General features: G+C 70.8%; 29 protein-coding genes and 1 pseudogene. 15 read left to right on the top strand and 15 right to left on the bottom strand.

From position 1 onward, the window contains the following. Window positions 1-303 precede the first annotated feature (303 nt). Together IOD14_RS23615 and IOD14_RS23610 are read left to right on the top strand one after the other, a co-directional pair. A complete protein-coding gene (locus tag IOD14_RS23615; protein ID WP_123986810.1) occupies window positions 304-852 on the top strand; it encodes a SigE family RNA polymerase sigma factor in 549 nt (182 codons plus the stop codon). Beyond that, window positions 849-1,556, top strand: coding sequence for a hypothetical protein (locus IOD14_RS23610; protein ID WP_212671450.1), 708 nt, complete (start codon window positions 849-851; stop codon window positions 1,554-1,556). Before IOD14_RS23615 ends, IOD14_RS23610 begins: the two co-directional genes overlap by 4 nt. 60 nt (window positions 1,557-1,616) lie before the next feature. Here the strand turns inward: IOD14_RS23610 and IOD14_RS23605 are convergent, their stop codons facing one another. Then, complete coding sequence (locus IOD14_RS23605; protein WP_123986808.1) at window positions 1,617-2,435, bottom strand: SAM-dependent methyltransferase; 819 nt, start codon at window positions 2,433-2,435, stop codon at window positions 1,617-1,619. Between the two features lie 136 nt (window positions 2,436-2,571). On the opposite strand from IOD14_RS23605, the gene IOD14_RS23600 reads away from it, so the two are divergent. Further along, window positions 2,572-2,751: a hypothetical protein gene (locus tag IOD14_RS23600; RefSeq protein ID WP_249126039.1), complete on the top strand. Its 180-nt coding sequence runs from the start codon at window positions 2,572-2,574 to the stop codon at window positions 2,749-2,751. A gap of 66 nt (window positions 2,752-2,817) precedes the next feature. Continuing rightward, entirely contained in the window at window positions 2,818-3,474 is a 657-nt protein-coding gene (locus IOD14_RS23595; protein WP_212671449.1) for a hypothetical protein, read from the top strand. A gap of 147 nt (window positions 3,475-3,621) precedes the next feature. Here IOD14_RS23595 and IOD14_RS23590 read toward each other — a convergent pair whose 3' ends face one another. After that, complete coding sequence (locus IOD14_RS23590) at window positions 3,622-5,121, bottom strand: FG-GAP and VCBS repeat-containing protein (protein ID WP_212671448.1); 1,500 nt, start codon at window positions 5,119-5,121, stop codon at window positions 3,622-3,624. Between the two features lie 450 nt (window positions 5,122-5,571). Between IOD14_RS23590 and IOD14_RS23585 the strand changes: the two genes are divergently transcribed. Further along, the gene (locus IOD14_RS23585) at window positions 5,572-6,405 is read left to right on the top strand and encodes a PIG-L family deacetylase (protein WP_123986805.1); all 834 of its coding nucleotides are present in this window, start codon (window positions 5,572-5,574) and stop codon (window positions 6,403-6,405) included. 177 nt (window positions 6,406-6,582) lie between these two features. Here the strand turns inward: IOD14_RS23585 and IOD14_RS23580 are convergent, their stop codons facing one another. Continuing rightward, a complete protein-coding gene (locus IOD14_RS23580) occupies window positions 6,583-6,849 on the bottom strand; it encodes a hypothetical protein (RefSeq protein WP_212671447.1) in 267 nt (88 codons plus the stop codon). A gap of 143 nt (window positions 6,850-6,992) precedes the next feature. Between IOD14_RS23580 and IOD14_RS23575 the strand changes: the two genes are divergently transcribed. Beyond that, window positions 6,993-7,295 (top strand): hypothetical protein, encoded by a 303-nt coding sequence (locus IOD14_RS23575; RefSeq protein ID WP_212671446.1) that lies wholly within the window; start codon window positions 6,993-6,995, stop codon window positions 7,293-7,295. 49 nt (window positions 7,296-7,344) lie between these two features. Then, window positions 7,345-8,013, top strand: a complete 669-nt coding sequence (locus tag IOD14_RS23570; RefSeq protein ID WP_212671445.1) for a hypothetical protein — start codon at window positions 7,345-7,347, stop codon at window positions 8,011-8,013. A 326-nt stretch (window positions 8,014-8,339) separates the two neighbouring features. Here the strand turns inward: IOD14_RS23570 and IOD14_RS23565 are convergent, their stop codons facing one another. From IOD14_RS23565 to IOD14_RS23535, 7 genes are all read right to left on the bottom strand, one after another. Beyond that, complete coding sequence (locus tag IOD14_RS23565) at window positions 8,340-9,005, bottom strand: dihydrofolate reductase family protein (protein ID WP_212671444.1); 666 nt, start codon at window positions 9,003-9,005, stop codon at window positions 8,340-8,342. Beyond that, the gene (locus IOD14_RS23560; RefSeq protein WP_212671443.1) at window positions 9,005-9,532 is read right to left on the bottom strand and encodes an SRPBCC family protein; all 528 of its coding nucleotides are present in this window, start codon (window positions 9,530-9,532) and stop codon (window positions 9,005-9,007) included. Before IOD14_RS23560 ends, IOD14_RS23565 begins: the two co-directional genes overlap by 1 nt. Further along, window positions 9,516-9,878 carry a metalloregulator ArsR/SmtB family transcription factor gene (locus IOD14_RS23555; RefSeq protein WP_212671442.1) on the bottom strand — a complete coding sequence of 121 codons (363 nt, stop codon included), beginning with the start codon at window positions 9,876-9,878 and terminating at the stop codon, window positions 9,516-9,518. Before IOD14_RS23555 ends, IOD14_RS23560 begins: the two co-directional genes overlap by 17 nt. 80 nt (window positions 9,879-9,958) lie before the next feature. Beyond that, entirely contained in the window at window positions 9,959-10,579 is a 621-nt protein-coding gene (locus IOD14_RS23550; protein ID WP_123986801.1) for a hypothetical protein, read from the bottom strand. 111 nt (window positions 10,580-10,690) lie between these two features. After that, on the bottom strand, window positions 10,691-11,548 hold the full coding sequence (locus IOD14_RS23545; protein WP_212671441.1) for a rod shape-determining protein: 858 nt from the start codon (window positions 11,546-11,548) through the stop codon (window positions 10,691-10,693). Further along, window positions 11,545-11,916: a TraR/DksA C4-type zinc finger protein gene (locus IOD14_RS23540; RefSeq protein WP_212671440.1), complete on the bottom strand. Its 372-nt coding sequence runs from the start codon at window positions 11,914-11,916 to the stop codon at window positions 11,545-11,547. Before IOD14_RS23540 ends, IOD14_RS23545 begins: the two co-directional genes overlap by 4 nt. A 46-nt stretch (window positions 11,917-11,962) precedes the next feature. Then, window positions 11,963-12,289, bottom strand: coding sequence for a TraR/DksA C4-type zinc finger protein (locus tag IOD14_RS23535; RefSeq protein ID WP_123986798.1), 327 nt, complete (start codon window positions 12,287-12,289; stop codon window positions 11,963-11,965). Window positions 12,290-12,607: 318 nt separating this feature from the next. On the opposite strand from IOD14_RS23535, the gene IOD14_RS23530 reads away from it, so the two are divergent. Both IOD14_RS23530 and IOD14_RS23525 read left to right on the top strand, forming a co-directional pair. Further along, window positions 12,608-13,558, top strand: a complete 951-nt coding sequence (locus IOD14_RS23530; RefSeq protein WP_123992448.1) for a sensor histidine kinase — start codon at window positions 12,608-12,610, stop codon at window positions 13,556-13,558. Next, the gene (locus tag IOD14_RS23525) at window positions 13,555-14,220 is read left to right on the top strand and encodes a response regulator transcription factor (RefSeq protein ID WP_123986797.1); all 666 of its coding nucleotides are present in this window, start codon (window positions 13,555-13,557) and stop codon (window positions 14,218-14,220) included. Before IOD14_RS23530 ends, IOD14_RS23525 begins: the two co-directional genes overlap by 4 nt. Window positions 14,221-14,568: 348 nt before the next feature. On the opposite strand, the gene IOD14_RS23520 is transcribed toward IOD14_RS23525, so the two are convergent. Next, on the bottom strand, window positions 14,569-14,733 hold the full coding sequence (locus tag IOD14_RS23520) for a hypothetical protein (protein ID WP_212671439.1): 165 nt from the start codon (window positions 14,731-14,733) through the stop codon (window positions 14,569-14,571). A gap of 233 nt (window positions 14,734-14,966) precedes the next feature. Between IOD14_RS23520 and secD the strand changes: the two genes are divergently transcribed. Continuing rightward, the gene (gene secD / locus IOD14_RS23515) at window positions 14,967-17,192 is read left to right on the top strand and encodes a protein translocase subunit SecD (RefSeq protein WP_212671438.1); all 2,226 of its coding nucleotides are present in this window, start codon (window positions 14,967-14,969) and stop codon (window positions 17,190-17,192) included. A 34-nt stretch (window positions 17,193-17,226) separates the two neighbouring features. Here secD and IOD14_RS44490 read toward each other — a convergent pair. From IOD14_RS44490 to IOD14_RS23500, 4 genes and pseudogenes are all read right to left on the bottom strand, one after another. Then, window positions 17,227-17,334, bottom strand: a pseudogene (locus tag IOD14_RS44490) (transcriptional regulator); the annotation flags it as partial. A gap of 116 nt (window positions 17,335-17,450) precedes the next feature. After that, a complete protein-coding gene (locus tag IOD14_RS23510) occupies window positions 17,451-18,215 on the bottom strand; it encodes an MBL fold metallo-hydrolase (RefSeq protein WP_212671437.1) in 765 nt (254 codons plus the stop codon). 251 nt (window positions 18,216-18,466) lie between these two features. After that, window positions 18,467-19,006 carry a hypothetical protein gene (locus IOD14_RS23505; protein WP_123986794.1) on the bottom strand — a complete coding sequence of 180 codons (540 nt, stop codon included), beginning with the start codon at window positions 19,004-19,006 and terminating at the stop codon, window positions 18,467-18,469. Between the two features lie 71 nt (window positions 19,007-19,077). Next, window positions 19,078-19,974, bottom strand: coding sequence for an AraC family transcriptional regulator (locus IOD14_RS23500; protein ID WP_212671436.1), 897 nt, complete (start codon window positions 19,972-19,974; stop codon window positions 19,078-19,080). A gap of 133 nt (window positions 19,975-20,107) precedes the next feature. Here IOD14_RS23500 and IOD14_RS23495 point away from each other — a divergent pair, with 133 nt between their 5' ends. The 5 genes from IOD14_RS23495 (at window position 20,108) to IOD14_RS23475 (ending at window position 23,758) form a co-directional block, all read left to right on the top strand. Further along, on the top strand, window positions 20,108-20,872 hold the full coding sequence (locus IOD14_RS23495) for a nuclear transport factor 2 family protein (protein WP_212671435.1): 765 nt from the start codon (window positions 20,108-20,110) through the stop codon (window positions 20,870-20,872). 85 nt (window positions 20,873-20,957) lie between these two features. Next, window positions 20,958-21,884: a macro domain-containing protein gene (locus IOD14_RS23490; RefSeq protein ID WP_212671434.1), complete on the top strand. Its 927-nt coding sequence runs from the start codon at window positions 20,958-20,960 to the stop codon at window positions 21,882-21,884. A gap of 7 nt (window positions 21,885-21,891) precedes the next feature. Beyond that, on the top strand, window positions 21,892-22,785 hold the full coding sequence (locus IOD14_RS23485; RefSeq protein WP_212671433.1) for an NAD-dependent protein deacetylase of SIR2 family: 894 nt from the start codon (window positions 21,892-21,894) through the stop codon (window positions 22,783-22,785). Beyond that, on the top strand, window positions 22,778-23,158 hold the full coding sequence (locus IOD14_RS23480) for a nuclear transport factor 2 family protein (protein WP_212671432.1): 381 nt from the start codon (window positions 22,778-22,780) through the stop codon (window positions 23,156-23,158). The genes IOD14_RS23485 and IOD14_RS23480 overlap by 8 nt, the downstream gene beginning before the upstream one ends. Window positions 23,159-23,206: 48 nt before the next feature. Further along, a complete protein-coding gene (locus IOD14_RS23475) occupies window positions 23,207-23,758 on the top strand; it encodes a GNAT family N-acetyltransferase (RefSeq protein WP_123986788.1) in 552 nt (183 codons plus the stop codon). The last annotated feature ends 26 nt before the right edge of the window (window positions 23,759-23,784 follow it).

Here is a 23,784-nt window from a genome sequence, read left to right as displayed (position 1 = left end):
CGAACGGGCCGGGACTGCTGTGCACGCTGACTCGCTGTAGGACATGCCGACAGCCAAGTGAGCGCGGTGTTGCGGGCCCGTATGCGGTTTTGGATACGGCGACGATACGTGTCGGTTCCTGGCATCGAGAGGGGACGGGTGCGCGGCGACCAAGCGATGCACCGGCCTCGACTCCCGCCCGTCATCGGCCCGTCCGGACCGCCTGTGAGGCACCTGACGGCGAGGTGTTCGAGAAAGTCCGGCCGGCAAGGCAGTCGAACCCCCTGCCGCACCCGTCTTCACAGGGGAACGAGGGAGGGCACTTTGAACGCCGACGAGGAACGCCAGTTCCGCGACTTCGTGGCGGCGAGGTCGAGATCGCTGCTGCACACGGCATACCTGCTGACCGGGGACTGGGAACAGGGCCGGGACCTGCTCCAGACCGCGCTCGCCTCCACCGCTCGGCGTTGGTCGAAGCTGCGTGACCGGGAGCAGCCGGAGATCTATGTGCGCCGGGCGCTCTACCACGCCCAGGTGGACCGCTTCCGACTCCTCAGCTGGGGGAGGGAGACGGTCACCGACACCCTGCCGGACCGACCCCAGGGCCAGAGCGGCGACTTGGCCGACTCCGTGGTCCAACGGCAGGACATCATGGCCGCGCTGCGGCGGCTGCCCAGGCGCCAGCGTGCGGTGATCGTGCTGCGGTACTTCGAGGACCGGCCGGACCACGAGATCGCCACGATTCTGGGCGTCGCCCAGGGAACGGTTCGCAGCCAGACCCACAAGGCGCTCGCCACTCTCCGAGCCACCCTGAGCGAGGCCGGGCCGTCCGCCTCCTCCTCCACTGCCTCCGGAAGGGGCGTGACCGCATGAACGACTCGACCGGGGAGCTGCTGCACGAAACGCTGCTGCACGACACCCTGCACACGCATGTCCGGGAGCACGACGGTGACGCCGGCGCCCATCTGGTCGGCCTGGCGGACGGTGCGTTGCGGGTCGCCCGGCGGCGGCAGCGGCTGGCGCGCGCCGGTGCCGGGGTGGCGCTGGCCGCGGCGGTTGCCACCGCCTGGGTGGCCGTCGCGGACGACGACCCGCCGCGCGCTCATGTGGTGCAGCCCGCCGAAGGACGTGGCGCCGCGAAGGCGGCCACGGTCTCCTTCCTGCCGGTCACCTCGGCGACCGAGCGGGCCTGCACCCCGGCCGGCAGCGGTTATACCGTGCACCGCACCGAGACCTACCCGGCGATGTGCATCCACGCCGACGAGGCCGGCGGCATGAGCGGTGTCCGCGTGGCCTCCGCGAAGGCCGAGAAGGGCACGGTCAAGGGCAGCTGGGGGGTGGAAGTGACCCTCACGCCCGCCGACCGGACCCGTTTCGCCACGTTCACCGGCTCCCTCGCGTCGGCCCCGCCCCCGCGCAACGAGTTCGCCATTGTCGTCGACGGCAAACTCTGGGGCACCCCCATGGTGTCCGACGCGGTCACCGTTGGCCGTATCGAGATCGTCGGCGTCTACGACGGAGACCTCACCAGCGCCATGGCCCACGACCTCGCCGACCGGCTGGATCCCGGCAGGTGAGGACGACGGGCGGCGGGTGGGGACCGAAGGCGGTGGAGGCGCCGTCGACCCGGCGGGCGGTCAGGGCTTGCGGGCCAGACCGGCGGCGATGAGGTTTTCCCAGACCGTGAGTTGACGCGGTCCGTCGTCGTTCCACGGGGAGTCGGTCGCGGCGGGCCGCCACAGGGGCGCGGGGACGATGCCGGGGTCCAGGATCTCCAGCCCGTCGAGGAGGCCGGCGATCTCCGCGTCGGTGCGCCACCGGCCGCGGCCGAAGGTCTGCTGGAGAACCTTCTCGGCCTCCCGCGTCTCCGGGTTGTTGCCGGAGCGGAAGTGGCTGACGAAGAAGTGGCTTCCGGAGGGCACTTGTTCGCGCCAGTAGCGGACGATGCCGGCCGGGTCCTCGTCGTCGTTGACGTGGTGCAGGATGGCGCTGAACATGACGGCGACGGGCTGAGTGAAGTCGATGATGTCCAGGGTGTCGGGGTGGGTGCGGATGCCCTCGGGGTCGCGCACGTCGACGGGGACCACCCGGGTCCGGTCGTCCTTCTCCAGCAACGCCCGGCCGTGGACCAGGACCTGGGGGTCGATGTCGACGTAGACGACCCGGGCCTCGGGGGCGTACCGCTGCGCGACCTGGTGGACGTTGTCGGCGGTCGGCAGACCGCTGCCCAAGTCGACGAACTGCCGGATGCCGGTGGTCTTGACGATCTCCGCGACCGCGCGGGTCAGGGCCGACCGATTGGCGAAGGCGATGGCCACCGAGCCGGGCAGGTCGCGTTTGAACACGTCGCCGATCTCACGGTCCACGGCGTAGTTGTCCTTGCCGCCCAGCAGGTAGTCGTACACGCGAGCGATGCTGGGCTTGGACGGGTCGATGGAAGAGCCTTCGTGCGTCATGACGCCATTTTCCCTGCAACCTCGCTTGCTGACCATGGTTTTGGGATGCTTGGGCCCGCCCTTGGTACGTGTGGCGATGCGGCGGGCCGTGGTGCGGGCGCCAAGGACTGGCGGCCGTGGCACCCTGACGGTTTTCGTGCGCCTCCCTGTTCCGCTTCCCAAGCGAATCGACGAGCTGCTGATCAAGACCTATCCGGTCATCGCCGGTACCGGAATCCCGGTGGTCGACGGTGCCTTCGACCCCACCGCCTTCGACGTCGCCGAGCGCACCGCCTTCCCCAACGGGGCCACCCTGACCCACCTCGTCCGCCGATAGCGCGTCGTCCGCGACGGTCGGCCGGACAGGGCGGATCGCCTTCTTCCCTCGCGATACGGTGCTGCGATGTCTCGATCAGTCGAAACCCGATCAGTCCTGTCTCCCGTCACCGCGGACGACGTCGACCTTGCCGTGCGGCTCGCCGTGAGCATCCTTCGGGACGCACCCGCGGAAGGGTGGGGAGACAAGGCAGGTTCGCTGGAGTGGGACTGCTGGGAGACCGTCGAGCACCTGGCCAACGACCTGGTGTACTACGCCGTGCAACTGGGGCCGCAGAGCCCGCCGCTGGACACCCATGTGCCTTTCGCGTTGCGCCAGAGGAGGCCGGACGGGCCCGCGTACTTCGTCCTGGCCGAGCGGGCCGCGGGTCCGGCCGGCCTGGTGCAGGTGCTGGAGGCGTGCGGGGCGCTGCTGGTCGCCATGGTGCGTACGACGCCGTCGCGGGTCCGCGCCCACCACGCAGCCGGGGTGTCGGATCCCGAAGGCTTCGCGGCCATGGGGGTGGTGGAGACGCTGGTCCACATGCACGATGTGGCCGAAGGCCTCGGGCTCGCCTGGACCCCGCCCTCCGCTCTCTGCTCGCGGGTGCTCGCCCGTCTGTTTCCGGAGGCACCGGGCGGCAAGGACCCCTGGCTCACCCTGTTGTGGGCCACCGGCCGCACCGAACTGCCGGGGCACCCTCGTCTCACCACGTGGCACTGGGTCAGCACACCGCGGTCGTAGGAGCGGACCGGCCGGAGGCGGGGGAGGGTTGCCGCGCAAGGGAGTTGTCGCCAGGACGGGTGGGCCGGGCCCGTGACCGATCGGGCCCGTGAGGGTGGCCGATCCGTCACGGGCCCGCTGTTGGCTGTCCGCCCGACGGAGCTCCGGCTAGTCGGCGAAGAGCGCGCCGAACTGGGCGGTGCCCGAGGTGGAGACGCCCACCGCGGTCACGGACAGGGCGCGGGAGCCGGTCGTGCCGATCTTCGTGCCGGTGGAGGGCAGGTAGGTCACCGCTCCGTCGCCGCCGTCCTCGTACGAGCCGATGACCAGGTCGGCCTTGCCGTCGCCGTTGACGTCGTCGAGCTTGACGTCGGCGCCGAACAGGTCGTTCTTCTCGGAGGTGCCGGGGACACCCGTCGTGTTCTGCTCGAACGACTGCAGGCCGGTGGAGGTGTTGATGCCGCTCGCCGTGCCGTACAGGACGGTGACCATGCCGGCGTTGGTGACGCTGCCGAGGTCCTCGTTGGGGGTGGAGACGACCAGGTCCTGGTAGCCGTCGCCGTTGACGTCGCCCAGGTCCAGGTCCCAGCCGAAGGCGTCGCCCTTCTCCGAACTGCCCGGCACGTTCCCGGTGTTCTGGGTGATGCCGGTGGTCGAGGCGGGGCCGGACGCCGAGCCGTAGGTGATGCTGACCTTGCCGCCGTTCGCGGAGTCCGGGATGGTCTGGCCGTCGCCGGTGGTGGCGTCCCAGCCGGCGCCGGTGACGATGTCCCCGTAGCCGTCGCCGTTGATGTCGCCGATGCCGGTGACGATGCCCGGCTTGAGGGTCTTGACGCCGGCGACGCTCAGACCGCTCGCGGTGCCGGGCACGTAGTAGTTGGTGTTCCAGCCGTTCTCGGTCTGCGTCTCGTAGCCGTCGACCACGAGGTCGGTGCGGCCGTCGCCGTTCACGTCACCGGCGGTGAGCTGCTGCGGGCCGTACGGGAAGCCGGAGGAGCCGGGCATGATCGGGGGCTTGACGGTGTAGCGTCCGCCGGGCTGGCCGGTGGAGCTGCTGAAGCCGCCCTTGTAGACGTAGAGGGTCGCGGACGAGCTGCCGACGGCCAGGTCGGCCTTGCCGTCGCCGTCGAAGTCGCCGGCGGCCAGGGCGAGTCCCCAGTTGTCGTGCGAGGAGACGGCCGGGTCGGGCACGTCGCTGGCCTTGCCGGTGAGGCCGCTCGCCGAGCCCCAGAGGATCGCGAGGGCGCCGCCGTCGGTGTCGGTGCCGACCTTCTCGTACGGCGAGGCCACGGCGAGGTCGTCGTAGCCGTCGCCGTTGAAGTCGGCGTACGCCGTCGCGCCGCCGAACAGGTCGCCGGTCTCGGCGCTGCCGGGCACGGTGCCGGAGTTCTGGCTGAGGACCGAGCGCTTGGCCGAGGTGATGCCGTTGCCGGCGCTGCCGTAGAGGGCGACGACCTGGCCGGCGTCGGCGTGGCCGCTGACGGAGGCGCCGGGGGCCGAGGCCACCTCGTCGCCGATGCCGTCGCCGTTGAAGTCGGCCTTCGGGACCTTGAACGAGTCGGCGGCCGTCGCCGTCGTCGCGGTGACTGTCAACAGACCGCCCGTCAGCGCGGCCGCGGCGGCCGTCGCGAGGGCGAGTCTGAGGTGCGGATGGTGCTTCTGGTGCATGCGGGATTCTCCTGCGGCATGCGGGGGATGCCTGGCGGGCATCCGCGTCGATGGGGTGCGGACCGTCCGCGTTTGCCAGGTGTTGTCCTGGGGGACACGGGTGGTTGGCGATCAAGAGACTTCCGGTGGGGCGCAAGGGTTGTACGGGACGCCGCGGGTTTCTTCTGCGGCGGCCGCGCGGCGGTCGGGCGGGCGCCGAGCCGTGCAGGGCGCGCCTGTGTCTGGTTCGCGTAGGTACGCACATGCCTGGGACACGCCTGGGAAGCCGAGCGGCGGTGCCGGGAACAGCGGGTCCCGTCGGCGGGGTTGCATCGACCGAGGGACCGGCGCCGCACGGGCGGGGACACGGAGACCACGAGGTCGGCCGTCCGACCGGGATCCGGTCCCCAGGACCGCGGTACGCCCATCGCGCTTCGAACCAGGATTCATTTCCGCAGGAGGACTGTTTTCATGACTGACCGGCCCTTGACGCTGATGGCGGTACACGCCCACCCGGACGACGAGGCCACCGGAACCGGAGGGGTCCTCGCGCGGTACGCGGCGGAAGGCTTCCGCACGGTTCTCGTGACCTGTACCGACGGCGGTTGCGGTGACGGACCAGGGGGCGTCAAGCCAGGTGAGCCCGGGCACGACCCGGCGGCGGTCGCCCTGATGCGCAGGCAGGAACTCGAGGCGAGCTGTGAGGTCCTGAAGATCAGCGATCTTGAGATGCTGGACTACGCCGACTCCGGAATGATGGGCTGGCCCAGCAATGACGCCCCCGGATCCTTCTGGCGGACCCCGGTGGAGGAAGGCGCGGCCCGACTCGCGGAACTGATGCGGCACTACCGGCCTGATGTGGTCGTCACCTATGACGAGAACGGCTTCTATGGTCACCCCGACCACATCCAGGCCCACCGCATCACGATGGCGGCGCTTGAGATGACCGAACTGACGCCGAAGGTGTACTGGACCACCATGCCCCGCTCGATGATGGGCCGGTTCGGCGAGATCATGCGCGAGTTCAACGAGGACATGCCGGAGCCGGATCCGGCCGAGGCGGCCGCGATGGCCGAGATCGGTCTCCCGGACGACGAGGTCACCACCTGGGTGGACACCACCGGGTTCAGTGGCCAGAAGTTCGACGCGCTGGCCGCGCACGCCAGTCAGGGCGAGAACATCTTCTTCCTCAAGATGGGCAAGGAGAGGTTCGGCGAGTTCATGGGCGTGGAGACCTTCGCACGCGTCCGGGACACCACGGGCGCTGCACTGCCCGAGAACGACCTCTTCGCCGGTCTGCGCTGACCCACACACCCGCGTGGTCCGCTCCGGCTCGTGCCGGGTGACCGTCCCTCTCGATCCGTGGGCCACGAGGGCGATCTCCCCGGTGACTGCGCAGGTCACCGGTCGGCGTGCCGCAGCCTGCCTGTGGCGCCGCCGCACCGGTGGCCCGTGCCGCAGCTCAACGACTCAAGGAGAGGTTCATGCCCCGGCTCCCGCCTCCGGAGACGAGCCGGTCGTGTCGCGGCCGCGCGTCGTCGCCCACTTCGACTTCGCCGCGGGCGGGACACTCGAGAACATCGCATCGAACCCGACGGCTCCGCCGACCTGCCCTTCGCCTTCGCCCGCCAGGCCGCCAACGTCACCCGGGACGGGAACATCCGCCGACGCGTGCCCCTGCCCGCCGTCGCGCATCCGGACACCCCCGTCGTCCACAACGCCATCGTCCTCGGCATCGCCCGCGCTCACGACGGCACCCTCTACGTCACCTACGCCACCGGCACCGGCGGGACCGGCATCTGTCGGCCGACGGGCTGCCCAACGACCTCGCCCTCGACGAGCACCGAGGGATGCTCTACGCCGCCGACTCGGTACTGGGGACCGTCCGGCGCGTGCCGGTGACAGGAGGACAGCGCACCGCGTGGGCCGCGACGACGGCGCTCACCCCCATCCCGTCCGGAACCGGCTTCGGCACCAACGGGATCAAGGTGCACGACGACGCGGTCCGGGTGTCCGACACCGACCGTGGGACGCTGCTGCGGATCCCCGTCCGCCGAAACGGCTCCGCGGGCCCGGTCTGGATCCGGGCGACCGGGCTCGACGGCATCGACGACTTCGCGTTCACCTCACACCGTGGCTCTCACCCAGCGGGACGGCCTCTCGAACCCCGTCTCCAGGCGCGTCAAACCAGGTGAGAACGCTGCTCAGTTGCGCTTACGCTTCCCGCGGAGGTCGCCTGTGGGGATGTCGTTGCTGTACGAAGTTCTGGAACCGCTGCCGGACGCGCAGAGTGCTCTGCGTCGCGCACGCGAGCTCCTTCAGGAATTCGCCGAGTGGGTGGACGATCCGAACATCCCCTGGACCGGCCAGGTCGTCACGGCGGAGCAGTATGTTCACGCCGTCACCCGCTTTCGCGAAGGCCGCTTCATGACACATGCCGGTACGCGCTTTCCGGAGACGGATCTCGAGGACTTCTGGGCGCGGCTGCAGGCGCTGGGCGTACCGCGCGGCGACTGTCCGTACGAGGTGACGGTGGAGCTGACACCCGAGCTGGAGCAGCTCTGGCCGCTCCCTGCGGACATCTGCCTGCAACCCTGGCGGGACGCCTGGCCGTCGTACGTGCTCGGCCGCTTGGAGGAAACCTGCAGGGAGGCCGACATCGACGCCCTGGTCGCGGACGTCGGCCCGCTGTCCTTCGACGTCGGCTGGGACGCCGGACTGCGCGGACTGCCCTCCAGCAAGCTGTGCGGCGTCCAGCTGTGCCTGAACAGCGTCTGGACCTCGCAGAGCTCAGAACCGGCGCCGGGCAGGCACGGTGTCTACCTCTCCATCGGGACCAGGAACCGGGACGTGCAGGACGAGTGGCTCGCGGCCACCGGCCTCACTCTCGGCGAGGCACTGCCCGGTTGGTAGCAGACGGCCCCGGCTGGACGGGGGAGACCAGCCGGGGCCGTGAGCGGGCGTGCGGAGGGCGGTCGCCTCTCGGCGGGGGGCTCCATGGGGCTTCAGCCGGACGATCGTCCCCATGGGCCAGGGGTGAGGCCCGGGGACACTGTCCCCTCCGCAGCCACATACTGATGAACGGTCACCCGCCTCCCCTTGTTCCACGGTCAGCGGCATCCACAGTGTGAAGCACGGCACGTCGCTCGTGGGTTGAGGGAGAGTCAGCAGTAAGGGACCGGACAGAATCCGTGCTGACCCACCGGACACGTTGCCGCGCCCACTCGTGGCAACGAGAGCTACCGCTTCGAGACCGTGTAGGTCAGATGGGTCACCCGGGACGATGTGTCCGTGCGGGCCTGGTCGAGGGCGAGTCGGTCGGGGTCCACGTGGTCGAACAGGCGGATCCCGGAGCCGAACAGCACGGGCGCGAGCGTGATCGAGAACTCGTCGATAAGGCCGCTGTCCAGGTACTGCTGGATCGTCTCGGCACCGCCCGCGATGCGCACGTCCCGTTCGCCGGCGGCCTCGCGGGCCCGCAGCAGCGCGCTCTCGATCCCGTCGTTGACGAAGTGGAAGGTGGTACCGCCCGGCCGCTCCCACGGCGTGCGCTCCGTGTGGGTGACGACGAACACGGGGGTGTGGAACGGCGCCTCCTCCGGCCATGCCAGTTCGCCGCCGTCGAACATGCGCTTGCCCATCACGCTCGCACCGGTGCGCTCGTGGGTCGCTCGTGCGATGTCGTTGTCGAGTCCTTCCTCGCCGCCGTCGCCGAGCTTGAGGTTCTCCCGGAACCAGCGCTGCGGCAGCAGCCAGGCCTGGAGTTCCGACCACTTCGTCATCCAGCGCCGGACCCTCGGGTCGTCGCGGCCCTCGGGCGAGAACACGTACTCGACGGACACGGCCTCGGGCGCCATGAAGCCGTCCAGCGACATCGTCACGCTGAAGAACACCTTTCCGGCCATCAGCGCACCGTCCCTTCCCGCCGCTCCGTGGAACGCTCCCGGGCGACCTCCGTGACGTAGGCCGCCAGGTTGCTCAGCGTCTGCTCGCCGCCCTCGATCGCGTGGTACTTCTCCACGGCCTCGTCGCGGAGCTCCTTGGTGGGGAACACCGTGCTCATCACGATCCTGGTCCGCTCGCCGGCCGGCTCGAAGGTCAGGACCGACTCGAAGGCGTTCGGGTCGTCGCGGGACTCGCCGTGCAGCAGGGCGATCCGCGCCGGCGGGACGATGTCCCGCCAGGTGATCCACTCCTGGTAGTCGGTGCCGTCCGGCCCGTGCATCACGAAGTCCCACACCCCGCCGACGTGGAACTCGAAGGACCGCGTCGTGGTCGTGAAACCCTGCGGTCCCCACCATCGCGACAGGTGCCGGACCTGTGTGAACGCCTCGAACACCACCTCCCGCGGAGCGTCGATCACCCGGGAGATCACGACCTCGCGGTCGGTGGTCGTGTGCGCGGCCTCGCCGTTGCTACTGGTCGTCGCCATCGTGTGGTCCCTCCTGCGTTGCCTGCTTCAACTCCTGCACGTACACGTCCAGTCGGTCGAAGCTCTCGTTCCAGAACCGCTCGAAGCCGCCCACCCAGTCGTGGATCGGCCGCAGCCCGTGGGCGTCCAGGCCGTACAGCCGCTGCTTGCCCGCCCCGCGGACCCGCACCAGCCCGACTTCGCGGAGCACCCGCAGGTGCTTGGAGGCCTGTGGCTGGGTCATCCCCAGGTCGCGCGCCAGGTCGGTCACCGGTCGTTCGCCGCCCCGCAGCAGCACCAGGATCTCCCGCCGCTGCGGTTCGGCGATCGCGTTGAACGCGTCCGAGGTCGTTGCCGCTCGTGCCATGACGCCATCGTATGCCTATATCGGCATGCGTTTCAACGGCTGGATGGATCGACGGCTGGTTGGATCAACGGCCGGATGGATCAGCGGGAGGCGGTCCACCGTGGGGCGGTGCGGGCCCAGGCCGCGTCCCACTGGGCGAGGTTGTGCCGTTCGAGCCGGTGGTGGACGTAGGCGTACGCGGCCGCGCCGAGGAGACCGACGGTCATGGCGGCGACGAGGGCCCAACCGACGGCGCGGTCACGGACCTGTTCGCCGGTCAGGGGCGCGTCCGTGATCTCTCCTTCGGCGTCGACCCATACCCGCACGGTGCTTCCGGCGGTCAGGGCGGGTTCGACGTCGGTCTTCGCCGTGCGAGCGTGTCCGCGGGGGTCGGTGAAACGGACGGTCACCGGGTACAGCGCCTTCTTCGCCTCGTCCGATCCCGGCTCCGGGTGCCGGGGAGCATCGTGAACCAGGACGGCGGGGGTGTCGTGCCGGGTGACGATCTGGTGCCGGGCGATCTTCTTCCAGTGGCCGTGGGCGGTGCCGCCGACGAGGATCATGGCGGCCGGGGTGGCGGCCAGAACCACCAGGATCAGACCGAGGGCGATCCATGCCTGAGCGAGATCCGTGCGACGGCGCAGGGGGCTTCGCCGCCAGCGCCACAGCAGGACGCGCGGGAGGTCTTCGGGAGGGTGTTCCGGGGGTGTGGCGCGGGCCACGGTGTCTCTCCTTCCGGACGGGGGCGCGGCGACCTCGCCGGGCGCTTGCCGTGGGCCAGAGCGAGGGGTGGGGGGCAGAGCGGCGGACCGGTGGTGGTGTGGGGCGTCGGCCTAGTGGTGGTGCGCTGCGCCGGGGACCGCGAGGGCCGAGGGGTGGGCGTGGGCGGCCCGCAGGAGTCTCGCGGCGCCGCGGACCGCCGCGGTGTGCGGGGCGAGGACGGGCTGGACGGGAGCCTGCAACCGGCCGTCGAGGGGACGGGTGATGTCGGCTCGCAACGCACCCCCTCCGGCGAGCAGCGGGCCATGGCGGAGGGCGTCGCGTGTCTGGGAGGTGCGGTCCTGGTCCAGCATGGCGCTCACCATGGCGACGACCGCTTCGGTGATCCGCGCAGGCGGGGTGAGGCTGTCCAGTTCGGTGATCCGCGCAGGCGGGGTGAGGCTGTCCAGGTCGCCGGTGCCCAGGGCGGTGCTGCGGGCGTCGGTCACCGCGCCGTCGGTGAGGAGCGTGACCTCGGTGAGGTGGGCGCCGATGTCCACGACGAGCAGGGGCCGGGCCAGATCGGCGTCCGCGGCCACGGCAACGGCACGCGCGGCGGGGACGGTCAGCACCGTGCGCGGGCGCAGGACCTCGACCGCCGTGCGGGCCTCGGCCCGGTAGGCGAGGCCGCCGAGCGCGGGCGTGGTCAGGATGAGCAGGGGCCGGCCGCGACGGGGCAGGCGTGGGCCGAGCAGCCGGTCGAGCATCCGGGACGTTCCCGGCGTGTCGACGATCGTGCCGCGCTGGACGGGGCAGATGGCGACCTCGTCCGGGAAGGTGATCGTGGGCACGTCGAGGATCGTGCGCCGCCCGGAGGTCCAGGCACGGGTGCGGGCGCTGCCCAGGTCCAGGGCGATGCCGGAGCACCGCCGGCACCAGGGCCATGAGCGGTGCCGGGCGGCCACGGGGCGGTCCTTGGGCATCGTGGTCATCGGCCGGCCTCCTTGACCTGCTGGCATCGCGCGCAGTACCTGGCCTGCGGCACGATCATCAGCCGTTCACGGGCGACGGGCCCGCGGCACAGGTGGCAGATGCCGTAGCGGCCCAGGTCCATGCGGGTCAGGGCGGCCTCCACGTCGGCCAGGACCAGGCGGGCGGAGGCGGCGAGCTTGACGCGCACCTCGAGTTGGGCGGCCGACCTGCGGGAGGGCAGGGCATCGGCACGGGAGGAGGCGGCCGAGAGCTGGTGAAGCTGTTCCCGGCGGAACAGGCGTTGCTCGTGCAGGTTCTCGCGCAGTACGGCGAAGTCTTCGGCCGTCAGGCCGGTGCCGTGGTCGTCGATGATCCGGTTGTTCACCAAGTCACCCCCTGGGCAGGGCAGGAGAGGGAGGTCGGACAGGTGCTCGTCAGGCGGCGTCGCGCTGGCAGGGCACGCAGAACGGCGTGTACGGCAGGATTTCCAGGCGCTCCACGGGGATCGGCTTGGCACAGTTGCGGCAGTTGCCGTAGCTGCCGTCCCCGACACGGGCGAAGGCGGCCTCCACCTCGGCGAGGACGCGCTTGATGGTGTCCTTCTGCGTGGACATCACCTGCTCCTCCGCGTCGGACCGGGCCTCGTCGATCGCCCGTAGCTGGGAAAGACGGGAGGTGCGTTCGTGTTCGAGGCGCTGGAGCGCCTCGTGCTTCGTCAGCCGCTCACGACGGGTTTCGGCCTGAGGCGTGTCGAGAGACATTGAGGTTCCTTCTTTCCGTGAGGAGGGGGCCGGGCAGGGGGCTCCGCGGGGCGGGGCCGGTTTGTGTCTCCACCCTGGCCGTGGTGCCGGGCCGATCCCATCGGGCGCGATACCCATCTGCGGCACGGCCGGGGACCCATCGCGGCGTGGGCAGGGCGGGCCAGGGAAATGGGGATTGGTGCCCATCGACAGCGCGGCGGGCGGCGGGCAGCCTGGACAGCAGGCCGGTCAGAACCAGTGAACGCAGCTCACGCTCGGGGTGCGCGGGTGACCGACAGTGGAGGCAAGTCGTGTCACACGGAGAAAGGCGTCATCCCGGTGTCCCTGTTCTGGCGGATCTTCGCGCTCAACGCGGTCGTGCTGGGAAGCGCCACCGCGCTGCTGCTGTGGGCTCCGGTGACCGTCTCCGTGCCGGTGCTGCTGACCGAGGCGGTCATCCTCGTGGCCGGTCTCGTCGTCATGCTGGTCGCCAACGCGGCCCTGCTGCGGATCGGGCTGGCCCCGCTCGATCGGCTCACACGGCTGATGACCACGGTCGACCTGCTGCGCCCCGGGCACCGGCTGCCGGAAGGCGGCCGCGGTGAGACCGCCGAACTGATCCGCACCTTCAACGCCATGCTCGAGCGCCTCGAGCACGAGCGGGCGTCCAGCAGCGCCCGCGCCCTGTTCGCCCAGGAAGCCGAACGGCGCCGCATCGCGCAGGAACTGCACGACGAGGTGGGCCAGAGCATGACCGCGATCCTGCTGTCGCTGGAGCGGGCCGCCGACGAGGCGGTCGAGCCGCTGCGCGGTGAACTGCGGCAGGTGCAGGAGATCACCCGGGGGAGCCTGGACGAGGTGCGCCGTCTGGTGCGCCGGCTGCGGCCGAGCGTGCTCGAGGACCTCGGTCTGGTCAGCGCCCTCACCTCGCTGACCGGCGAGTTCGCCACACACGTGGCGTTGCGCGTGGTGCGCCGCTTCGACACCGGCCTGCCCGCGCTGGATCAGCAGACGGAACTGGTGCTGTACCGGGTCGCCCAGGAAGCCCTGACCAACGCGGCTCGCCATGCCGACGCCGACAAGGTCGAGGTGAGCCTGCGTCACACCGGCGACGCGGTGGTCCTGGCCGTTGTCGACGACGGCCGCGGAACCCAGGCCGCCCCCGAAGGAGCGGGAATGCGCGGAATGCGCGAGCGGGCTCTGCTGATCGGAGCCACGCTGGACGTCACCTCCCAGCCGCAGGCCGGTACCGCGGTCCGCCTCACCGTGCCCCTCAGGAAGCAGTCATGACCACACCTGGCACCTCCGTGATCCGTATCCTCCTCGCCGACGACCACGCGCTGGTACGGCGCGGTGTGCGGCTCATCCTCGACCGGGAACCGGACCTCGAGGTGGTCGCCGAGGCGGGGGACGGGGCGGAGGCCGTCGAACTGGCCCGCACCCACGAGGTCGACCTGGCGGTGATGGACATCGCCATGCCCCGGATGACCGGCCTGCAGGCGACCCGCGAACTCGTGGCCCTGAAACCCGGCGTGCGCGTCCTGATGCTGACGATGCACGACAACGAGCAGTACTTCTTCCAGGCGCTGAAGGCCGGCGCCGGCGGATACGTGCTGAAGTCCGTGGCCGACCGCGACCTCGTGGCTGCCTGCCGGGCCGCGATGCGTGACGAGCCCTTCCTGTATCCGGGCGCGGTCACGGCCCTGATCCGCAACTATCTCGACCGGGTCCGCAACGGCGAGGAACCGCCCGAGCAGGTGCTGACCGCGCGCGAGGAGGAAGTCCTCAAACTCGTGGCCGAGGGCCACTCCTCCAAGGAGATCGCCGAGCTGCTCTTCATCAGCATCAAGACCGTCCACCGGCACCGGGAGAACCTGCTGCACAAGCTCGGCCTGCGCGACCGGCTGGAACTGACCCGCTACGCGATCCGCGCCGGCCTCATCGAGGCCTGAGCGGGCCGGCGGCGGTGCTCCAGGAGCCCTGACCGCGGCCGGTACGACATCACCGACAGGGAGGGGAAGGGGATGGCCCGTCGCGTGTACGCCGTGTCGCGCACGCGGAACCCGGGGGCTGCGGCCGCCGTGTGGGCCGTCCTGCTCGCTGTCGTCATCGTTCTGCTGGGCCCCGCCGCCCTGGGCGCTGAGCAGTGTCGTGCAGGGGGCGGACCGCTGCATTCGGCCGGGGTCGGGGCGGAGCGGGCGCACGGGGAGGCTGCAGGGGGCGGCCTGGCGCCCGCGGTTGGAGCCGGGGCCGAGGCCGAGCGGACGTGCGGGGAGCCATCAAGGGGCTGCCCGGTGCTCTCAGCCGAAGCCGATGCCGAAGCCGAAGCGGATGCCGAGCCGGGCCAGGACCGGCTTCACGCGGACACCGCCGACCCGGCCGTTCCCACCGCCGCGGTGCGCGGTCAGGGGGAGGTCACCGGTGAGCGACCCGCACTGCCGGCCGCCGTCCAGGGCGCCTCGCAAGCCGCGGATGCTGCCCCGCTCCGGCCCGCGCGGCCGTCGGTCGCGGTGGGAGGCCCGCCCGTCTCAAACCATCCGGCACCTGGACACGGGGTACGGGCACCGCCCTCGCTCTCCGGCATCTGAGCTCTGCTGCCTTGCCTTGCCTTGCCTTGCCTTGCCCTGCCCTGCTCTGTCCTTTCCATTCCCGGCCGCGGCCCCTGTGCCGGCCGTGGTGTGCCTGCCGGAGGCCCCTCGTGAACCGATCCGCGCGCATCAGAGGGCTCATCGCCCTCGCCGCCGTAGCCCTGTCCCTGTACGTCGCCCTCACCGTGCCCGTCCACCTCGGACTCGATCTGCGAGGCGGCACCCAGATCGTGCTGGAGACCCGCCCTACCGCCGACCACGAGGCCGACGATGACGCCACGGACCGTACGGTGGAGGTGCTGCGCGGCCGTATCGACGCTCTCGGTGTTGCCGAACCCACCATCGCCCGTTCCGGCAGCGACCGGATCATCGTCGAACTGCCAGGGCTGCAGGATCCCCGCCAGGCGGCCGAGGTGCTCGGCCGCACCGCCCAGCTGACCTTCCACCAGGTACTCGGCGCGGCAGCCGACTCCGAGGACCGCGCCGAACCCCTGCCCAAGCGGCCCCGCGAGCAGGTGATGGCCGACGAGTCCGGGCGGCTGCTGCTCCTGGAGGCGGCCGCACTGACCGGCAAGGATGTCGAGAAGGCGGCCGCCCGTTTCGATCAGCAGGGCGGCGGATGGCACGTCGCCGTCGACTTCAGGAGCACGGGCGAAAGCGGATGGGCCCGCCTGACCGGTGAGGCGGCGTGCCACCCGGCCGGAGAACCGGGCCGCCGGGTCGCCATCGTCCTGGACGGCAAGATCATCTCTTCGCCGCAGGTCGACCCGTCCGTCGCATGCCGTTCCGGCATCGGCGGCGGCGCCACCCAGATCACCGGTGCCTTCGACGACAGCGAAGCCAAGGAGTTGGCCCTCCTCATCAACGGCGGCGCGCTGCCGGTGCCGGTCGAGACCATCGAGCAGCGCACCGTCGGCCCCACCCTGGGCGCCGAGGCCATCACGGCCAGCGCGTGGGCCGCCATCATCGGCACCGCGCTGACCTCGCTGTTCATCATCGCCGTCTACCGCATCATGGGATTCCTGGCGACCGTGGCACTGGTCTGCTACGGCCTCCTCTCCTACGCCGCCCTCGCCGTCCTCGGGGCCACCCTCACCCTGCCGGGCCTCGCCGGATTCGTGCTGGCCATCGGCATGGCGGTCGACGCCAACGTGCTCGTCTTCGAACGAGCCCGCGAGGAATACGCGTCGGACCGGCGCCGCACCCCGCGGTCCGCCCTGACCGCGGGATTCCGCAGGGCCTTCAGCGCGATCGCCGACTCCAACATCACCACCCTCATCGCCGCGGGCCTGCTCTTCTTCCTCGCCTCCGGGCCCGTGCGCGGGTTCGGCGTCACGCTGGGCATCGGAGTTCTCGCCTCCATGGTCAGCGCCCTCGTCATCACCCGTGCCCTTGCCGACCACGCCGTCGGCCGCCCCCGTCTGCGCCGCCGCCCACGCCTCACGGGCATCGCCCACACGGGTGCCGTCCGCGACCGGCTCAGCCGCACGAACCCGAACCTGATGCGCCATCCGCGCCGTTGGCTTGCCGTCTCCTGCGCCGCCCTCGTCCTGGCCGCCTCCGGCATCGCCGTACGAGGCCTCGACTTCGGTGTCGAGTTCACCGGGGGCCGTCTCATCGAATACACCACGGCCACCCCCGTCGACCCCGGCCGGGCCCGCACCGCGCTCGCCGACGCCGGATTCCCCCGGGCCGTCGTCCAGACCTCAGGCGAGAACCGGCTCACCGTCCGTACCCACCATCTGAGCAACGCCCAGGCGGGAACCGTCACCGACACCGTGGCCGGCCTGGCACAGCGGGTCGACAAGATCCGCGACGAGGCCATCGGGCCCAGCCTCGGCGAGGAACTGCGCCAAGGCGCCCTCGTGGCGCTCGTCGTGGCCCTCGGTGCCCAGCTTGTCTATCTCGCGGCCCGTTTCCGCTGGCTGCTGGGCACCTCCGCGGTCGCCGCCCTCGCCCACGACGTCGTGATCCTCATCGGCGTCTTCGCCTGGCTCGGCAAGACCATCGACGGCGTCTTCCTGGCCGCGCTGCTGACCGTCATCGGCTACTCCGTCAACGACTCCGTCGTCGTCTTCGACCGGGTCAGGGAACTCGGCCGCGCCGACCGCAGGACGCCCTTCGACCGCGTCGCCAACCAGGCACTGCTGCAGACCCTGCCCCGTACCGTCAACACCGGCATGGGCGCCGCGTTCATCCTCACCGCGCTGGCCGTCCTCGGCGGCGACACCCTGACCGACTTCGCCCTGGCCCTCGTCATCGGCCTCGCGGTGGGCACCTACTCCTCGATGTTCACCGCCACACCACTGGCCATCGAACTGCACAGGCGGACCTGAGCGGGGCCGGCCACGTCCCTTCGGTCGGGGGTGATCAGGCGACGGGCTTCAGTCGGACACAGCACCGGCCCGGGCTGGGCGCGAGACAGGCCGTACAGCCGCTCTCGCCCAGCCCGTGGACCACACCGCGCAGTAGATGCAGTTGGTGAGGATCGCGCTGACATGGAACTGATCCGCTGACGGGGCACCTTCAACGCCGCCCCCGCCCCGGCCGGCCCTGGTTCCGGTCCTGTCCCTGGACGACCGCCCTCCTTGTGCCTACTGCCCTCGGGCCCGCTCCATGTTCGACTGGTGGATGGGGGACAGCCAGTCCGCACCCGGGCCCAGTCGCGCGTCGTCCGGTTCCTCTCCCCGCCGCAGGGCGTCGATGTAGGCGCGATCGGCGGCGAGGCGGGCCGCCACCTCGGGGCCCTCGGCGACGGCGCCATGGCCGGGGACCAGGACATCGACGTGGGTGATGGCCTCGTCCAGCCGGTCGAGTGCCGTCTCGTAGGCGCTCAGTTGATCGTCCTGGCGGAAGTCGAAGAGCGGGATCAGGATGTCGGAGAGCATGTCGCCGGCGAGCAGGACGCCCCGGTCCGCGAGGAGGAGGGCGGCGTGGCCGACGGCGTGGGCCTGATGCTCGATGATCCGCCCCGGCACGGGGCCGCCGTCCGCGGGCAGCGCGGTGACGAGCGCGACCAGATCGAGCGGGACGCCGGTCGCGCTCTCCGCTGCCATGGCCTGCGCCCGCTCTCGGGCCCGACCGGCGAGGTCGGCGTTGGGCTGGGTGGCGTACCTCGGCACGTCGCCGAATCGGGGGTGCCAGAGCAGGTGATCCCAGTGGGGGTGGGTGGAGAACCCGGCGACCACCGGGATGCCGAGCCGCTCCACGTCATCGGCCAGTTCGTCCAACTCGGAGCCGTGGATGCCGGGATCGACCAGGATCAACCCGTCCTCCCCACGCACCACGACGGAATTGCTCCAGACCCATTCGCTCTGCCGGACCCAGACACCGTCGGCCACCTGCTGCAATTTGCCCATCTCCGCTCCCATCACTTGGCTACGTGACTTGGCCAGGTGATGAGACTGCGCCACTCGGCCGAATTCATCGCTTCGAGCGCCCCGACTGAGGCATACGGCTCCGGCATTCGGTGTCTGGCATCCCTCGACGTCGCCGCAATTCACCGGTGATCGCCTGATCCACATCGTGTGTCGCACTGTTCATGGAGGCATCTCAATGAGCCCCCCGGACCGTCTCAAGCCCACTACGGCGCCTGCGCGGAGATCGCGTCCTAAGTGACCCGGACAGGGCGGCGATACGTACGCTCACGCCATTGCTTGGCTTCGGGATCCCAGGTGAAGGCGACGTGGTAGCCGTTCTCGCGTACCGTCGCGGCGATCCAGTAGCCGTCGTGGTCCCAGCGGATCGTCGCGGCCGTGCCGGGGCGCCGTTCGGACTCGCCGAGCGGCGCGTCCGCGGCACACAGCTCCGGCAGTTGGGCAAGCGCCTCGGGCTCGACGGCCACCTTCATCTCGACCAGCCACCCGTCCTCGGTGCGCAGATGAATGAGATCCACGACGTCGGAGGGCTCGTCGAGACTCGCTCGCGCCTGTCGACGGATGAACCGGTGCATGATGTCGCGCGTCCCCGAGCCCATCCCCTTGGCCAGTGCGTTCCCGAAGTAGGTGGAGATCGCTTGCAGGAACGGCGTCGCCGTCATCGTCGCGACGACGAGCAGGACGTCCGACAACTCGGCGGGTGAGGCGACTTCGCCGCTGCCGGGGGCATGTTCGGCAGGCGCCGGTGGTTCGTAGATGAGTTCGTCGTCCATGATCCCCTGCCTGGTCGCCGGCGATTGTCACCCGTCGAGCACCCAGGGTATTCAAGGCGCCTCGCTGTGTTTCACCCAGGCGTGCGATCGCGGACGGTGGCCCGGAAGGCGATCGGGGTCCGGCCCGTGCGCTGGTGGAAGTACTTGGTGAAGTGGGTGGCGCTGGGGAAGCCGAGGCGGGCGGAGATCCAGGTCGCGCTCTCGTCGCCGTGGGCCAGGAGGCGTTTGGCTTCGAGGACGACGCGGCGGTCGATGTACTCCTTCGCGCCGACCCCGGCAGCGGCCTGGCAGGCGCGTGCGAGGGTCCGTGCGGAGTAGCCCAGGGCGTGGGCGTAGTCCTCGACCCGGCGGGTGCGGGTGAAGTCCTTCTCGACGGCGTCCCTGAAGCGCAGGAAGGCCGAGTCCGGTGGGCGGGCGGGTCGCTCCCGGACGGTGGACGGGTGGGACAGACGGAGCACGAGAACGGCGAGGAGGTGCCGCAGCGCCGCCGTATGGACTTCGAGGGGGAGCTGTCCCAGGTCCTGGAACTCCCGGGTCAGATGGTGGAGGGCCAGGCTGAGGGCGGCCGCCTCGGCGGTGCGTGGGCGGTGGAGGGCGGGGGCGTGGGGATCGTCCAGTCGCGACGCGGTGGCGGTGGCCGAGTCGAGAGCACCGGGCAGGAACAGCACGACGGTGCCCTCGGCCCCGGTGAGATCGCCCCACTGCTGCACCTGCCCGGGGCGCACCCACAGCCAGGAGCCCACGTCCAGCCGGTGAACGGTGAAGTCCACCGTGTGGTCCAGTGAGCCGTCGGTGAGCGTGAGCAGGTGGTGGAACTCGGGACGCTGCGGGGCGGCGAGACGGGTGGCCGGGACCCGCTCCCGCAGGGCGGCCAGCGTCGTCACTTCGATGCCCGAAGGCGTCCCTGCCGGGGCGGCGAAGGGGACCTCCGGGATCGCCGCCCTGCCCGCTTGTCGGTTTCTGGCCATAACCAGTCCGCAGTGTACCCACTCGCCTGCCGGTCAGCACAAGAGACTTGGTGGTGCAGCCGGTCAGGGCGACCTCCGGAAGTCCGAAAGAGGACATCGCCGCCGGACCCTCATCGACCCAAGGAGCAGAGCCATGAGCACCACCGTGAAGGAGACCGTCGTACAGGCGGCGGCCGAACTGTTCGGCGCCAAGGACCCCTCGGCCGTGGACCGCTGGACGGCCCCCGGATACACCCAGCACAGCGCGCTCGCCGCCGACGGCCCCGAGGCGCTGCGTCAGCTGGTCGCCTCGTTGGGGGAGGACTTCCACTACGAGGGTGCGCGGGTGATCGCCGACGGCGACCTGGTCGCCCTCCACGGCACCTACCACGGCTTCGGGCCCGTGCCGCTGGTCGCTTTCGACATCTTCCGGGTCGACGCGGACGGCAAGCTGGCCGAGCACTGGGACGCCCTGACTCCGCAGGTCAGCGAGACGGTCTCGGGCCGTGCGCAGACCGACGGCCCGGCCGAGGTCACGGAACCGCACAGGACGGCGGCCAACCGCGCCCTGGTGACCGAGTTCGCCGAGAAGGTACTCGTCGGCGCGGACTACTCGGTGCTCACCGACTACATCTCCACCGAGACGTACCACCAGCACAACCCGGAGGCGGCCGACGGTCTCGACGGGTTCGGCGCCGCCGCGGCGTCATGGGCCGAGCAGGGGAAGAACCTGGTCTACAAGAAGGTGCACAGGACGATCGCCGAGGGCGAGTTCGTACTGCTGCAGTCCGAGGGCGACTTCGGAGTGCCCGTGGCGTACTACGACCTTTTCCGCGTCGTCGACGGCAAGATCGTCGAACACTGGGACGTCATCACCCCCGTCCCCGCGGAACTGCCGCACGCCAACGGCCTGTTCTGAGCCCGCACTTCCTTCGCCTCCCTCAGGGCCCGTGCACGGGGGAAGCGAAGGGCCGCGTGCCCGCCGTACGCCGACCGAGGAAACCATGGCCGCATCCCCCCTGGATCTCGACGACTACCGCACCGCCATCGCCCTGAACCAGCCGTTCGTACCGTCGGCACGGCCGGCCGGACCGCGGCAGCAGGACGAAGCGGCACGGACCGCTCTGACCGCGCTGCTGCGCGAGCGCGCCGTAGACGACCTGGGCGTGACGCCGGACAGCGCGGCTAATCTGACAGCTCGCCAGACACGCCGAGCACTGCGGGTCGCGCTCAACCTGCGAGCGCCGGGCCCGCGCCCCGAGGGCGTGGACGTAGCGCTCGACGCGCTCCTGGGCGGGGAACGCGAGACGCGCGGCATCGTGGACGCGGCCGCCCTGGCCACGATCGCCGAGACCCACCCGTCCACCGGCTACGCGGCCGCCCACTCGACCGTGCTGTGGCAGGGAGACATGACCACGCTCGCCGCCGACGCCGTGGTCAACGCCGCCAACAGCCGGCTGCTGGGGTGCTTCCGGCCCCTGCACTCCTGCATCGACAACGCCCTGCACAGCGCGGCCGGGCCCCGGCTGAGGGACGACTGCGCCACGATCATGGCGCTGCAGCGAGGAGCCGAGCGGACCGGCGCCGCGAAGATCACCCGCGGCTACCAGCTCCCGGCCCGAATGGTCCTGCACACCGTCGGCCCCGTGGTCGACGGCGCGCTCACCACAGAGCACGAACGCCTGCTGGCACAGGCCTACCGGTCGTGCCTGGACGTGGCCGCCGATACCGGGGACGTGCGCAGCGTGGCGTTCTGCTCCCTCTCGACGGGTGTCTTCGGCTTCCCCAAGCTTCCGGCCGCGCGCATTGCCCTGGCGACGGTCGCCGACTGGATGGCGTCGCACCCCGGCCGGCTGGACCGAGTCGTCTTCGACGTCTGGGCCCGCTCCGATCTCGCCGTCTACGAACAAGCCCTGACCGGGGAAAGGTGACCCACCCATGAGCGACAAGCGGTCGGCAACGGACGACACCGACACCGTCCGGGCCTGGCTCGACGAGAGTGACCATGTCCTGGTGACCGCCGGGGCGGGCCTGACGGCGGCGGCCGGATACGACTACGGCGACACCGTCCGCTTCCAGGAACTCTTCCCGGCCCTGCACCGACTCGGCCTGCGCTCGCGCTACATGGTCGGCGTCCCGCTGCCGCCCGAACTGATGTGGGGCTACTGGGCGGTGCATATCGCGGATGTCCGCTACGACCCGCGACCCAACCCCCTCTACCAGGACCTGCACGCCCTGGTGAAGGACAAGGACACCTGGGTGATGACGTCCAACGTCGACGCCCTGTTCGTCCGCAACGCCTTCGACCCGGAGCGGATCTTCACGCCCCAGGGAGACTACGGCCGCTACCAGTGCACCACCCCGTGCACACGCCGGACGTGGAGCACCGAGCCACTGGTCGAGGAACTGCTGAGGGCCTACGACCCGACCAGCGGCCTGATCACCGACCCGGGAGCCCTGCCGCGCTGCCCGAACTGCGGCGGGGACGTCGAGATCAACGTCCGCATCGGCCCCGAGTTCGTCGACGACGCCTACCTCCCGGCGGCCGGACGCCTCCAGGACTGGCTGAACACCCTCCCCGCGGGGGACCGGCTCCTCGTCCTGGAATTCGGAGCGGGCTTCAACACCCCCGGCGTCATCCGACGCCCCGGCGAACACCTCACCCGCCGCCTCCCCGGAGCCCGCCTGGTCCGCGTCAACCCTGACCACCCCGAAGTCCCCGACGCCCTCACCGGCCGCGCCCTCGCGGTCGCGGCTCGCGCCGATCACCTGATCAGCGCGCTCAACCGTCCCTCGTCCACCCTCTCGACCTACGGTGACCACTGTGAGTGATCTCGAACGGAACAAAGCCACGGCCCAGGCGTTCTACGACCTGATGTTCAACCAGTGCCGCCCGGCCGAAGCCATCGACCGCTACGCCGGCGACACCTACATCCAGCACAACCCGCACGTCGCCGACGGCAAGCAGGCGTTCATCGACTACTTCGTCCGCATGGCCGAGGAATACCCCGGCAAACGCGTCGAGTTCAAGCGCGCCTTCGCCGAGGGCGACCACGTCGTCCTCCACTGCCATCAGATCTGGCCCGACGAGGAGTACGCAGGCATCGACATCTTCCGCTTCGATGCGGACGGCAAAATCGTCGAGCACTGGGATGTCCTCCAGGTGATCCCGTCGGCCTCCCGCAACGACAACACCATGTTCTGAGGGGAAGTGCCCACCTCGGGGCGGGACTTGGGCTGTTAGCGTGCGCTGATGGAAGATCTGGGTCCCATCGCCTGGCCGCCTGCGCCGATATCGACCGAAAGACTCGTGCTCCGTGAGCCGGAGGCGCGTGACCGTGACAGGTTCATCGACCTGCTCGCCTCACCGGAGGTGCACACCTACCTCGGCGGCCCCCGCCCGCGAGACGAGCTCGAGCGCGTGTTGCCGGAGGTGCCTGAGCGCTGGTCCGGAAGTCTCGTCGTCGAGCTGGACGGGGTGATGGTCGGTCAGATCCTGCTCAGGAGGGCCACCGGGCACAGTCGCCCGGCTGCCAAGGGGAAGGTCGACCTCGGCTATCTCTTCCTGCCGCAGGCGTGGGGATCCGGGTACGCCACCGAGGCGTGCGCTGCGGCACTCGACTGGTTCGACGGCGTTCTTCCCGGCGAGCCGGTGGTGCTCGCCACCCAGACCGCCAACACCGCCTCGATGCGCCTCGCCGCGAAGCTGGGGTTCACCGAGGTGGAGCGGTTCCATGCCTGGGACGCCGAGCAGTGGCTCGGTCTGCGGCCTCCGGCCGGGCCTCGGGGCGACCGGGAGGCTTAGGCGGGGCGGCGGACGGCGCCGGCGGG

The organism is Streptomyces sp. A2-16 (genome assembly GCF_018128905.1).
Taxonomy (GTDB): domain Bacteria; phylum Actinomycetota; class Actinomycetes; order Streptomycetales; family Streptomycetaceae; genus Streptomyces.
The sequence above is the reverse complement of the archived record's forward strand: the minus strand, read 5'-3'. Positions and strand labels throughout refer to the sequence as shown.